The 12,634-nt window shown below is 58.6% G+C and carries 11 protein-coding genes; 2 read left to right on the plus strand and 9 right to left on the minus strand.

The window, feature by feature from the left end:
- Nucleotides 1-5: 5 nt before the first annotated feature.
- Together RX328_RS32755 and RX328_RS32760 are read left to right on the plus strand one after the other, a co-directional pair.
- A complete protein-coding gene (locus RX328_RS32755; protein WP_213253057.1) occupies nucleotides 6-917 on the plus strand; it encodes an NAD-dependent epimerase/dehydratase family protein in 912 nt (303 codons plus the stop codon).
- Between the two features lie 226 nt (nucleotides 918-1,143).
- Nucleotides 1,144-2,490: a hypothetical protein gene (locus RX328_RS32760; RefSeq protein ID WP_249726663.1), complete on the plus strand. Its 1,347-nt coding sequence runs from the start codon at nucleotides 1,144-1,146 to the stop codon at nucleotides 2,488-2,490.
- Between the two features lie 7 nt (nucleotides 2,491-2,497).
- Here RX328_RS32760 and RX328_RS32765 read toward each other — a convergent pair whose 3' ends face one another.
- From RX328_RS32765 to RX328_RS32805, 9 genes are all read right to left on the minus strand, one after another.
- Nucleotides 2,498-3,676: a glycosyltransferase family 4 protein gene (locus RX328_RS32765; protein WP_213253085.1), complete on the minus strand. Its 1,179-nt coding sequence runs from the start codon at nucleotides 3,674-3,676 to the stop codon at nucleotides 2,498-2,500.
- Entirely contained in the window at nucleotides 3,673-4,602 is a 930-nt protein-coding gene (locus RX328_RS32770; protein ID WP_213253056.1) for an NAD-dependent epimerase/dehydratase family protein, read from the minus strand. The genes RX328_RS32765 and RX328_RS32770 overlap by 4 nt, the downstream gene beginning before the upstream one ends.
- On the minus strand, nucleotides 4,599-5,417 hold the full coding sequence (locus tag RX328_RS32775; protein ID WP_312018049.1) for a class I SAM-dependent methyltransferase: 819 nt from the start codon (nucleotides 5,415-5,417) through the stop codon (nucleotides 4,599-4,601). The genes RX328_RS32770 and RX328_RS32775 overlap by 4 nt, the downstream gene beginning before the upstream one ends.
- Before the next feature lie 60 nt (nucleotides 5,418-5,477).
- Complete coding sequence (locus RX328_RS32780) at nucleotides 5,478-6,545, minus strand: glycosyltransferase (protein ID WP_213253054.1); 1,068 nt, start codon at nucleotides 6,543-6,545, stop codon at nucleotides 5,478-5,480.
- Between the two features lie 5 nt (nucleotides 6,546-6,550).
- On the minus strand, nucleotides 6,551-7,141 hold the full coding sequence (locus RX328_RS32785; RefSeq protein WP_213253053.1) for an acyltransferase: 591 nt from the start codon (nucleotides 7,139-7,141) through the stop codon (nucleotides 6,551-6,553).
- Between the two features lies 1 nt (nucleotide 7,142).
- On the minus strand, nucleotides 7,143-8,978 hold the full coding sequence (gene asnB / locus RX328_RS32790; protein ID WP_213253052.1) for an asparagine synthase (glutamine-hydrolyzing): 1,836 nt from the start codon (nucleotides 8,976-8,978) through the stop codon (nucleotides 7,143-7,145).
- Nucleotides 8,979-8,981: 3 nt separating this feature from the next.
- On the minus strand, nucleotides 8,982-10,544 hold the full coding sequence (locus RX328_RS32795; RefSeq protein ID WP_213253051.1) for a lipopolysaccharide biosynthesis protein: 1,563 nt from the start codon (nucleotides 10,542-10,544) through the stop codon (nucleotides 8,982-8,984).
- Nucleotides 10,537-10,902, minus strand: coding sequence for a hypothetical protein (locus RX328_RS32800; RefSeq protein WP_317258552.1), 366 nt, complete (start codon nucleotides 10,900-10,902; stop codon nucleotides 10,537-10,539). The genes RX328_RS32795 and RX328_RS32800 overlap by 8 nt, the downstream gene beginning before the upstream one ends.
- A 240-nt stretch (nucleotides 10,903-11,142) precedes the next feature.
- Nucleotides 11,143-12,447 carry a nucleotide sugar dehydrogenase gene (locus tag RX328_RS32805; protein ID WP_213253049.1) on the minus strand — a complete coding sequence of 435 codons (1,305 nt, stop codon included), beginning with the start codon at nucleotides 12,445-12,447 and terminating at the stop codon, nucleotides 11,143-11,145.
- Nucleotides 12,448-12,634 lie beyond the last annotated feature (187 nt).

Genomic DNA, 12,634 nt, shown 5'->3' on the forward strand with positions numbered 1-12,634 from the left:
CTTGCATGGCTACTACCGTTCTCGTGACTGGCGCCGATGGTTTCATAGGTCGCAATCTCGTTCTTTATCTCGCATCACGAAATTTCAAGGTCATCGCTGCGTCCCGGAAGGTTTCCGACTTCAAGCATCCGAGCGTTATCTCGGCGCCTCTTCCCGACCTGGCTATGCCGTTCGATTGGCAGCCCCTCCTGGAAAAGTGCGATGCCGTCGTCCACCTGGCCGGAATTGCGCACCGCTTTGCTGACCAAGAGCGGTACAACCTCGTCAATCACCTGGCCACCGAAACACTGGCGAATGCAGCTTCTCGCCAGGGAAAGCATCTGGTTTTCGTTTCGTCGATTGCCGCGCAGAGCGGATCATTCTCGGAGGTGGAACTAACCGAAGATGCCGCGCCCAACCCTACCAATGCTTATGGCCGCTCCAAATTGGCGGCTGAACAATCAGTCCGCGCCGCCGGCGGTTTCTTTACAATTCTTCGTCCTGTCGTGATTTACGGACAAGGCGAGAAAGGAAATTTTTCCTTCATACATAAGTTATCGGGTCTGCCGATACCGCTGCCATTCGGAGCATTGACGGCGCGTCGATCGGTGCTCTCGGTTGAGAATTTCAGCTCGGCCGTCGTTCTGGTGCTGACCGAGCCTCGAGCACGCGGGGAGCTGTTCATCGTATCCGATCCGACGCCTCTCACCGTTCCGGATCTAATTTCGCGGCGGCGGGCCACGTTGGTTCGCGCTCCCTGGCTAGTGCCAATTCCCGAGAACTGGGTCAAAGTGTTCTTCGCGGCAGCTGGTTGGACCGGGCTTTGGCAGCGGATCGGCAAACCTCTCATTGCGCGCCCCACAAAGTTGCTCGCGCTCGGCTGGAAGCCGATCCTGAGCGATTCGGCCTCTGACCTTATGAGCTCCCCCCGCAAGTAATCTTGCCGAAACCGCCACCATGCTATTTTCAGCCGAATCGTTGCTTTCGTCGAAGTAGCGGCGAATCGTAGTGTAATCGGTCTGAAGTGGCCTTTTGCCGCTACCATGGGCAGTTTGAGCTTTACAGTTATTATCACTATACCGTACTTCAGCGCATTTAGCCCGCGAGCGCCAACAATTCCACCAGAAGCACCTATCGTCGTGACCTGAGCATCAGTAACGCATGATGAGCGATCCGGCCGCAATCCATCTCACGACAACATCCGCACGCCCGCAATTCCGGCGCAGACTGGGTTGGCTCCTTTGCTGGCATGTCGCGGCATGTTGTGTCTCGCTTTCCTACGCCGCAGCCTCCTTTCCTGGCATCGTGGAGTTTGACAAAGCAAACGTCCTGATAGCGATACTGCGGACGCTATCCTTCGTCGGGGTATCGGTTGCTTTCATAGTCAGCCGATTTAGCTTTGGTTATTTCGTCGGATTTTACTTCTATACGATGATCCTCGGCTATCTTTGGCTGATCGAGTTTTCGCTCCTTCCTTATAATCACTCGCTGGCGATAATCTCGATTTTCACGTCCGCGCTCGCCTTCCTTGCGCCCGCGCTGTTTATCACTTCGCCGGTTAAAACGAGATCCAGCTTATCGGTATCTGGCTTCGATCTCCTTTTATCTGCCATCTTGATTTTCTCTGCTGTTTCTATCGGGGCCGGCGCCTTTTACAATTTCAAGTTTGCCGGCCTTTCGGAAATCTACCGATTTCGCGAAGAACTCGCGTTTCCCGCGGCGGCGAGATATGCCCTCGGCATCACATCGAACACGTTGTTGCCGTTTGCATTTGCGGGCTTCATTCTGCGTGGAAGTTTCTTGCGGGCAGGAATCGCACTTGTCCTGCTGCTGCTGCTCTATCCCGTGACATTAACCAAACTAACGCTCTTTGCGCCGTTCTGGCTCCTGTTTCTCGCCGTCTTGTGCAGATTGGTGGAAGCGAGGAGCGCAGCCATTTTGTCGTTGTCGTTGCCGATATCGATCGGATTAGCAACGCTATTCCTCGCCAGGGCGGGGATAATTCCTATTGAATGGGCAGCGCAGTACTTCGGCATAGTCAATACCAGGATGGTCGCCATGCCATCGATCGCCCTTGAAGTGTACAATAACTTCTTTTCGACGCATCCGTTGACGCACTTCTGCCAAATCAACGTACTGAAGGTCTTCATCGACTGTCCGTACAACGAACAGTTATCGATTCTCATGAAGGTCTATAACCAGGGCGCATTCAACGCATCGCTTTTTGCGACAGAAGGCATCGCTTCCGTTGGCCTTAAGCTGGCGCCGCTTTCTGCGTTCGGCTGCGGTCTTGTCATCGCAATTGCCAACCGCTTGTCTTCTGGGTTGCCCTGGAGCTTTGTCTTGTTGTCAGGTGGGATGCTTCCGCAGGTTCTTCTTAACGTTCCACTTTCGACTAATTTATTGAGCAACGGCGCCGCTATCCTGTTCTTGCTTTGGTTCGTTACGCCACGCACCATCTTTGACGGCAAAAACCAAGCGGTCTCTCAAACCGAAGCAAGTACGACTTAGCCGAAATCTATCCCCGATGTTGCGACGATTTCAGCGTATTCTCAATAACCCTCGCAAAGCCCGTGGCAAAGGCAGCGACGTGGTCATCGTGGCCGGGAACAAAACTTCGAACTGATGGTACGCCGGATTCCTGAGAGACCCGTATAATGTGATCGGCCAGAGTCGCGGGATCATCCGTCCCGAAATAGCTCGCCGTATCGTTGGTCTGTTCGCGGTGGACGTCAAGATCAGACAATATCATCGGCACGCCAAACGACTTCGCCTCTTCAACGGCTGTGCTCCATCCCTCCGATCGCGACGGATTGATCAGCCCGGTGCACGCCCGCAGCAACGCGTAAACGTGCGAAAGCGGGATCATTCCCAGATGACGGAAGCATTTTTCGAGCCCGCGACTTCGGACCCCCGCCATGACCTCATCGAAATAGCCTCGCTCGCGCCGATCTTCGGTGCTGCCCGAGGCGCACACGACCGCATCGAACCCTCGCTCCGCCAGGATGGCCAGCGCATCGACGACCACCTGGTGATTCTTGTGCGTGTAGAACTGATTTGGCAGGTAGAAATATTTTTCAGGCAACTGATACTGCGCAACGATCTCAGCCGGATTTGCGGTCAGGAACGCCGGCGACGACCCGGTCGCGAAACGAACCACACAGACCTCGTTCTTCGCGCCGGGATAGAACTTCCGGAAGTCGCGATGCGAGCTTTCGCTGCTCAGCATGACGGTGCGCCCCGATGCAATCTGCATTCGGAAGCCGGCTTCGCGACGCCACCGCGCCGCCGCCGGAAAAAGCTGCGGCAATCGTCGATGCTGAAAATCGGGAAACCAGGCCACTGCGGGATAAGGCAGTCGCCAGCCAAAGAAGCGGGCAGCTTCGAAGACGGCATCGATGCGGTGCGTCCGGAATTCTGCCATCACCCCCTGGTCCAATCCCCAGGCCAGCGCGGCAGCCAAACCGACACGGCCGTCGAACGCCGCCGATCGCACCACCTCCACACCAGGTATCGCGGCAAGCGGCGCAAGATCCGCATCATCATCACCGGTCCCGGCAAACAGGACGGGCGCAAACTCGCCGGAGCGGAACTTGCTCAGCGCCTGAAATAGATTGCTCTGATAGTTATAGCCGCCGGCCCAGAGCCTGCGGGGAATGTGCGTAAAAGCGAGACGCAGCGGCGAACCTTCGTTCACCGGCTCTGACCCTTGAACCACAAGACGTAGTCCGCAAAGCCCTGTGCAGCCGGGATCGTCCACTCGAAGGGCAGAGCGCGGAGCGTTGCGTCGTCCGCCAGCAGACTTGACGGATCGCCGGCGCGCACAATGCCCGAAAATTGTACCGATACGGTTCCGCCCCAGCATTCTGCAAGCATGGTAGCAACCCGTGCCACCGTCGTTCCAAGCCCGGAGCCAGCGTTGATCACTTGAAAGGTCTCCGCCTGCGGCTTTCCGCCGATCACCGCCAACAGCCGGGCGACGTCGCGAACATCGGTCCAGTCCCGCACCTCCGCACCTGTTCCTCCCAACGCCAGGTTCCGTTCACCAGCTTGAAAGCGGGAGCAGATGTCCCATGGCAATTGCTTGCGCAAGTTTGGGCCGTAGACCGAGAACAGCCGCGCCACCGTGCTGCGTATGCCAAAGGTGACGGCATAAGTTCGGCAGAGCTGCTCCATCATCAGCTTGTGCTGCCCATAGGGCGACATCGGCAGCGTTGCGGCATCTACCGCAATCGCTCCCCCATGACCGTCTCCATAGACTGCCGCGCTCGACGCGACAATCAAGCGACAATCCCTGGCGGCCCCGCGGAGCCACTCCAGCAGCCTGGCCGTGCTCGTAACAGTGCGCGAAAAATCCTCAAACGGCTGCGCGATCGACAACCCGACCGACGACCCGCCGGCCAGATGGAAAATCATCGACGGCAGTCCGGAGTGCTCCGCAAGCGCGTTGAGATTGGCCGCATCGATTTCGCCGTTCAGCCAATGCGCGAGACCGATCCGCCCCCGTTCGGCTTCGCCAATCGCGCCGTGACCGATGCCGTGAACGCGATTGCCTCGATCGGCCAGCACCCTGACGAGATGCCGGCCAATGAAGCCATTGGCGCCAGTAACCCAGATGATCATGACTGCGCCTTGTGACAGACAAACGAGTAAAGTCGGCCGGGCCGGTGGTCAAAGCGCTCTGCCATCGAAAGTAGCGAGGTGAGGACGCTCCTGGAAGCGAGTGCGGCGCGCCAAATGGGCCTGACCGGAATCTTGTCCGTCAATCTTTCCACGACGGCCACCTGCAGCGTCTCGATTGTATGGGGAAACAGATTGATCGGGCTCTTGAGCGGCGACAGCACCTCGATCGCAGCAAATCCCGCATTCCTCAACGCGCCGATATATCGATCGAGAAGATACGCGTGCTCGCCGCCATAGAGGTGATGCAGGGGATGCTGATCGAGGAATGCCCCGAGATCGGATTCCCTGCTGATCACGTGTTCGCGCGCGGCGATGAGCATTCCGCCCGGACGAAGCACGCGGAACATTTCCCGGCAGGCGCTGTCGAGATCGCGCATATGGTGCAGCACGGCGCGCGCGAACACGACATCGAACACGCCGTCAGCGAACGGGAGGCGCTCGGAAAACTCCTCGACCACCTCGATCGGCAAGCCAGCCTCGGCCGCGAGCCCTCGGATCGCCGCCGTCCCGACCACGACGCTGGGGTCAGGCTCGAGCGCAGTGACCGCAAATCCGCTTCGCGCCAGCGCGTAGCTCGCAATTCCGCGCCCGGCGCCGACGTCGAGCGCCTTGCCGGTCCGATTCTCCAAAAACTTCGAAACCGCTTGCCATTCGGCACTGGCAAAATAACGCTTCGCCGCATCGATCAGAGGGTCGTCATAGAACGCGTCGAGCACAAGCTGACGCTGGTCCGGCTGGTTGCGCAGCCAAACCACGGCATCTTCCCACGTCGTGAATGGCTGCTCCACCATAAGTTAGCTAACCCAGCGCGCCATTCAGATCAGATCCTGAAATTTCGCCCATTGCAGTTGTTTGCTATAGCGCTCCTTTACCATGGCGCACCCCGCCTGAGCGATGGATCTTGCCAGGGTTTCATCTCTCATGAGCTTGTCGATCAATTCCGGTATTTGTTCAGGCGAGGAATATTGCAACATGGTTTCGCCATTAACGAAGCCTTCCGGATAGCGCCCCGCGTCGGTCAGAAGGACCGCTCCGCCCCCTGTCGCCTCAAAGCATCTCATATTGCCGCGATCTTCTCCCGCCATGTCGACGGCGCCGTTGAAAACGATCCGGCTCTTGGCGATCGCGGCATAGGCATCGCGGCCATACAACGGATCGGCGCGAATCTTCCGAATTTCGTCCGGATGACGATATGAGCGCAGCGCAGGCAGAGGAGGAAGAAAATTGGCCAATCGGGTAAGACGCGAATCTTCGAGGTAAAAACGTGCCCGCACACCGGGCGCTGAAGCCGCCGCCCGAAGGGCTTGGCTGCGCTTGACGTGATGGCGCGAGAATCCGCCGATGAAGATGAGATCGAGTTCATCACTTCGAGCTGCGGCATAGGCATCCATCACCGGATCGTGCGCCGGGAAAAAATACGCTACTCGACAGCCCTTTTTTCGCCAACGCTCGAGAATTGAAGGAAAGTTGCATACGATCAGGTCGTATTTCGTCAGGTCTGCGTTTCCGGACGGCGCAGCGCGCCAGCCAACCGATTTCTTCACGCAACCCGGCAATTTCGCGACAAACTCGCTGCCGTAACGGATCGGGTCAAGATTGTAGAACACTTCAGTGCGATGTTGCTCGATCTGCGCGAGCAGAATTTGCTCCAGATCTTCTGTCTGCAGACCGTTCTCTTTCGCCCAGAGCAGTTGCAGGTCCTTGTCGTCTCCGTTGGCATAAAATGCATTCGGGCCGTTGGTCAGTACGGGCAGAAGGATATGGGACGCCGTAAATCTGGTATCCAAAAACTGCGCTCGTCCGGCGGCGAAACTTTGATACGGCAAGCGGCGACGATGGGCCTGGAATCCGCGGGACAAGCCGTTGTTCTGGAAAACACGCATGACACTCAACCTTCGATACTTGCATCTGGCGGGGCGCTTAATGTCCGGATCACTCTGGCCGGATTCCCGGCAGCCAACGTGTACGGCGGAACATCCCTGGTGACGACTGAACAGGCTCCGATTGCGGCACCCTCTCCAATCGTGACTCCCTTCAGCACACTCACGTTGAATCCGATCCAAGCCCTATTGCTCACCACCACTGGCGCGTGCGCGATCTTCTTCCAATCTTTCCGGCCGGCACTCCATTCGCGAACGTCGTTCCGGCGGTCTATCCAATCGACGCTGTGGGAATCGTGGTCCACAATCGTAATCCCCCACGACATGATGACATCGTCGCCGATGGAGAGGCTTCGATAGCAGACCAGATGACTTCGTCCGATAAATGTGCGGCTTCCGATCTGAATTTTGCCTCCCGTTTCCTCGAAACTGATATCAGCGTGGACGATCGAATCTTCTCCTACCGACAAAACGTTGCCTGCCGCCCGCCTGATGCGGCGCCATGCGATCGTCGACCCACGTCCGATACTTACTGCCCCGGAAAAGCGGCTTTTCCAGCCAAGGATGGCGTCGATTAGGCCTATCAGGATGCGCCGCATGCTAAGACCTCGCCAGCATCCACTTCATGTTCAGATACGGCCAGATGCGGCCGACCGATTCCCAATCCCACTGTTTCGAGGAGCTCAGATGGCCAACGGTCTGGCGCAAGCGTTCCTCATCCACCAGCTCGGCAAACGCCGGCACCTTCTGGCCGAGCAAACCTGCGGTCCAGCCGGCCAGAGGTCCGTTCAACCATTCAGGCATCGGCGAATTGAATCCGACCTTTCGGCGTCTCATTCGGATGGATTCCGGCATCAGGTTAACCATCGCCTTTCGTGCAATGACCTTGGTATAGCCATTCGATGACTTGCTGGATTCCGGCAATGCCATCGCATAGGTGACCAGACGCCAGTCCATGAACGGCATGCGGACCTCAATGCCGTGAGCCATTGACAGGCGGTCGAAGTTTCGCAGGATGGTCGGCAGCACGGTGCAGTGAAACATCCGGTAGAGCCGTCGGTTCAATGCACCCCAGTCGCGCGGCAGCACGTCGTCTTCTCCGACCAGCGGGAGCTCCGCCGGCACGTCGCGCAGACCACCACGCAGGAAATAGTTTCCCTGGCGCCGGATCATCAGCGCCCGCAACAGATCGGTGCCTCGCCGCGCCGGTGCCGAACTGGAAGCAAATCCAGCGAGCAGGTTTCGCATCCAGAACGCCCCCGAGCGCCCCTCCTGAAGATAGGCCCCCATCAATTCGTCCGCGCCATGGCCGTCCAGCGACACTGTCACGTTGTGACGTCTGAGTTCTCGATAGATCAACCAGGCCGCGCTTGGAAGTCCGATATAGACGTCATCATTGTCGTCGAGGATCTGGTCGAGTTCGGTTAGTGCGTCGGCCCGCCCAATCTCAAGGAAGGTCGGCACGACCTCCGCCCACGCCGCCGCCTCCTCCGCCATCGGCCGCTCGTCATTCGAGGCGCCGGGAAACGTCGCCACAAAAGCGTGGCGCCACGAGGTGCTGTCCCGCGGACCCATGCCGGCCTTTTCGTGCGCGGCCATGGTGCTGATCACAGCCGACGAATCGAACCCTCCCGACAGACAGGTCCCGATCGGCACGTCGCTGCGCATCCGAAGCGCGACCGCGTCCTGGAACAGTTCGCGAAAGCGTTCCACCCGTTCGGCTTCGGTGCTCGGGACCACCGGCAGGTGATCCACCGTCCGCCACCAACGCCGGACCTCCAATTTGCCCTGGCGCAGCCACATGCAATGTCCGCCCTGAAGGCGGCGCACCTCCTGGCAAAGGGTCCGCTCGCTTCCTTCGACTCCGAAGGCATCAAGCATAAGCCGTCGCGCCACTTCGATATCAAGCGACACGTTGATCAGGCCGCTTCGCACCAATGCGCGCTGCTCGGATGCAAAGACAAAGCGTTCCGATGTCAGCGCATACAACAGCGGCTTGATGCCGAAGCGGTCGCGCGCCAGAAACAGTTCTTCGGTTTTGGTGTCGAAGATCGCCAGCGCCCACATTCCGTTGAAGCGCGTCAGCATGCCTTCCCGCCACGCTTGCCATGCGGCCAGAATGACCTCCGTGTCCGACTGGCTGCGGAAGATTGCCCCCTGCGCCTCGAGCTCGCGCCGAAGCTCAAGGAAATTGTAGATCTCGCCGTTGAACACGATCACATGACGGCCGTCGCCGGAGACCATCGGCTGAAAGCCTCCCTCGCCAGGATCGATAATGGCGAGCCTGCGGTGGCCGAACGCCAAATTGCGGTTCGCGCTGTACCAGCAGCCCTCTCCAAAGGGTCCGCGATGCGCGAGGAGATTCGTCAGTCGCGAGATTTCCGCCGGTTCGACCGCGTCGCCGCGGAGGTTCACGATGCCGGCAATTCCGCACATTCGTCAGATCGCCTTGAGGGACAGGAAGCGGCTGGCGATGACGCGGAGATCCCGCCAGCAGGCCGCGCCGTAGGGACCGGCCCGTGAGATAGCGACCGCGACGACGAAGATGATACCAGCCGCCAGAAGATAACAGCTCCCCACGTACCACCAGCCAATTGCCTGGTCGAGTTGCGCATTACGGAAGCCATATCGCAACGCCAGCGCGGTTGCGATGCCGACGCCAATCGGCGTCAACACGAAGTGGGTCAGACGCAACCGCATACCGGCGAGGCCGAAATGCCGGCGCAGCAAGATCACGACGGTGACCATTTGAGCGATCATGCCAATGCAGGCGCTCCAGCCCGCCGCCTGCCATCCGAAATACGGCAAAGCGATCGCACTGGCCGCTACCGTGAACACGCCCGTGAGCAATGAGATCACGGCATTCGAACTCGATCGCCCTTGCGCCAGAAGATAGAAAGCAAAGACATTCGAACTAGACCCAAGGGTGCCGGCGATCGACAGTATCACCAGCACACGCTGGGCCTCGGCAGCCACTTCGGCGCCGGTCCACAGATGAAGCAACGGGCCGGCGACGGGAATAAGGCCGCCAAGCGCACTCGCGGCGAGCACACTGAGTATCCAGGACGAGCGGAACAGGAGATCGGCCTTGCGATCGTCAGTCTCCTTCTGTAGAGCGCTGAAGAACGGGAAGAGAATTTCGCCGACCTTCAGGACGCCGATATACACCGCCTCCTCCAGCCGCTGCGCAATCGTATAAAAGCCGACGAATTGCGGCTGCAGCAAAGCTCCGAGCAAGTAACGATCCGCCTGTGCGGCAATGAGCGCGCCACTCTGTGCGGCCAGTTGCCAGCCACCCAGCTTGACGAGGTTGCCGAGCGACCCGCGATCGATCGTCGGACGCGCGAGCCACTCGCCTACGACACGTCGGGACCATCCAAAGGCCAGAACAAGGCTCGTTGCAAAACCCAACGCCTGACAGCCGAGAAACGTCGAGACTTGAGGCCAGCGCGGAATCAACAACAGCATGGAGCTTGTTGCGACCGCGGTACTGATGATGCTGATCGAAGCAACCCTTCGATAGTCCTGGCGCGCCGTGAACAAGGCCAGGAAGACAGCGGACAGGCACTGGCAAAACCATCCGGCACTGGCCAGAACAAATGCGAGTCCCAGATCATCCGCGGACGACCCGCTCAGGTGAAATCCAAGCCGCGCAAGCGGTGCCCCGGCCAAAGCAAGCAGCATCGCGATCACGCCGCCGGCTGCCAATGCCAGCATTGCCGCCGTGGCGAACATTCGTCGCGCATCGTGGCGCTCCGACGGCTCCAGCCGCAGGGCCAGTTCCCGGGTCGTCGATAATGCAAGAGCGTTGCTGAATGCCAGCGCGGGCGCAACGCATGCCGTAACGAGCCCAGCGACGCCGAACGCAGCGACACCGAGGCGAAACACCACGAACGGCAGGACAAGGAGGTTGAGCGCCACGGCGACCGCAAAGGCGATCGCGTTCCAGGCAGAATTACCCAGCAAATCGGTCGGATTTTTTCTTGATGCTATACTAGCCATCAGGCCATCGCACATTCGCGTGAGTAACAGCCAGCATGAGCACGGCAGGGATGGCGCCAAGCACAGGTGGTAGCGCTGCCGAAGAGCCGCGCTGTCCGGCCGTCGCCATCAACGCCCGACTTGAAGCTGAGAAATCCGGTTGATCGAGCGAGCGAAACTGAAGACCGCCATCGGCGATCAGCACGAGACTGCCGACGGCATAGATCATGAAATAGGCAGCCAGAACCCCGCCGGTCCAGAAATGCAGAAAGACCGGGACCAGCGCGACCTGCTGGACTAATCCCAGCACCAGCTGAACGGAATTCGCCGACCATCCTGCGAGAAGTCTGCGTGCGCGGCCGGCCGCCGATCCGCTCATCGGAACTTCTTGCAAGCTCCCGTACATGTCATATTCATTTTCGTTCGGCGCACTGTGAGTTCCAGGAGAGTGCAACGCATGCGCTGGCGCACGCCGGCGCGCACCAACGGTTAGAGCCTTCACTCGATCGCTCAAATGCCGCGTCAACGCAGCATGATGCATTGATATCGGCACGGCCGCTGGCTGGGTGGAGCTATACGGTTTCGACCAGCACAATCAGCCGGCCCGGCAGCACAGCGATCATGCCCGGACAATATTGTCGGCTGGCGCGAGAAACTTGCCCCGGCAGTCAACCAGGAGCAGGGCATGCGCCCGGATCAACTCATAGTCAAACTTGTCATGGTCTGTCGCGAGCAGCACACAATCAAACTTAGCAATGCTCTCGGCGGTCAGCGGGATGCTCGACAGATCGAAATGATGCGCACGCATTCGGGGAAACGCCGGAACATGTGGATCGCTGTAGGCCACTCGTGCGCCGCGATCGCGAAGTTTTTCCATCAAGAACACTGATGGCGACTCGCGCACATCGTCAACATTCTTCTTGTAGGCGATCCCCAGAACCAAGATGCTGCTTTCCTTGATGGATCTACTTTTCTCATTAAGCGCCGAGGCAACTTTTGAAATCACATAGTCGGGCATCGACGAATTGATCTCGCCAGCGAGTTCTATGAAGCGCGTATGCATTCCATATTCCCGCGCCTTCCAGGTGAGATAGAATGGATCAATGGGAATGCAGTGGCCACCAATTCCGGGACCGGGATAGTAAGGTACGAATCCAAAGGGTTTTGTCGCCGCAGCGCGGATTACTTCGTGGATATCGATGCCCATCTTGTCGGCAACCATCTTCATCTCGTTGACGAGACCGATGTTCACCGAACGGTGGATGTTCTCCAGCAGCTTCGTGAGCTCGGCGGCCTGAGTCGAGCTGACCGGCACCACCCTGTCGATGACCTGCCGATAAAGCGCGACACCGGCCTCAAGACATGCCGTCGTGCATCCGCCGCATACCTTCGGGATCGACCTCGTCGTGAAACTGGCGTTGCCTGGATCCTCCCGCTCCGGCGAAAAAACCAGAAATATGTCCTTTCCGACTTTAAACCCGCACTTTTCGATGCGCGGCTTCAGCTCCTCCTCGGTCGTGCCGGGATACGTCGTACTTTCAAGCGACAGCACCGTGCCCTCGCGCAGATACGGCAGCAGCGCCTCTGTGGTGTTCAGGACAAAGCTGAGGTCGGGCTCGCGATACTTGTTGAGCGGAGTCGGAACACAAAGAATAAGCGCATCCACTTCTCTGGCGCGCGAGAACTCCGTTGTCGGTTCGAAACCTTGCTCGATCGCTTTACCGATACTCGCGGACGAAATATGTTCAATGTAGGAATTGCCTGCGCGAAGCGTATCGACCTTGCTCTGGTCGATATCGAAACCGACGACCTTATAGCCCACCTCGCAATAGCGAAGCATCAATGGCAAACCAACATAGCCGAGACCGACAATTCCAATTTTAGCGGTCTTGCGGTTGAGTTTCTCGATTAGCTCGGAGTTCATGTAGACGTCTCTTGGTTTACGGGTCCCATATCCGCTTCCGCAGACATCGCCTGGTTCTCTAGCGTGGATGGATGGTTAGCACCCACGAGAAGGTTGCATAGACCGGCAACCCTGGGGCTACAACAACAAAGACGATCGACCATGGCAAGAATTCCAACCAGACAGATCGGCTTTGCGAGATTGCGTT

Origin of the sequence: Bradyrhizobium sp. sBnM-33 (assembly GCF_032917945.1) — a bacterium.
Classification (GTDB): Bacteria; Pseudomonadota; Alphaproteobacteria; order Rhizobiales; family Xanthobacteraceae; genus Bradyrhizobium.

What these genes read in the sequence shown, in the direction of transcription:
- RX328_RS32755 (WP_213253057.1), top strand. Translation starts at nt 6, where the DNA reads ATGGCTACTACCGTTCTCGTGACTGGCGCCGATGGTTTCATAGGTCGC.
- RX328_RS32760 (WP_249726663.1), top strand. Translation starts at nt 1,144, where the DNA reads ATGAGCGATCCGGCCGCAATCCATCTCACGACAACATCCGCACGCCCG.
- RX328_RS32770 (WP_213253056.1), bottom strand. Translation starts at nt 4,602, where the DNA reads ATGATCATCTGGGTTACTGGCGCCAATGGCTTCATTGGCCGGCATCTC.
- RX328_RS32780 (WP_213253054.1), bottom strand. Translation starts at nt 6,545, where the DNA reads ATGCGTGTTTTCCAGAACAACGGCTTGTCCCGCGGATTCCAGGCCCAT.
- RX328_RS32785 (WP_213253053.1), bottom strand. Translation starts at nt 7,141, where the DNA reads ATGCGGCGCATCCTGATAGGCCTAATCGACGCCATCCTTGGCTGGAAA.
- asnB (WP_213253052.1), bottom strand. Translation starts at nt 8,978, where the DNA reads ATGTGCGGAATTGCCGGCATCGTGAACCTCCGCGGCGACGCGGTCGAA.
- RX328_RS32795 (WP_213253051.1), bottom strand. Translation starts at nt 10,544, where the DNA reads ATGGCTAGTATAGCATCAAGAAAAAATCCGACCGATTTGCTGGGTAAT.
- RX328_RS32800 (WP_317258552.1), bottom strand. Translation starts at nt 10,902, where the DNA reads ATGAGCGGATCGGCGGCCGGCCGCGCACGCAGACTTCTCGCAGGATGG.
- RX328_RS32805 (WP_213253049.1), bottom strand. Translation starts at nt 12,447, where the DNA reads ATGAACTCCGAGCTAATCGAGAAACTCAACCGCAAGACCGCTAAAATT.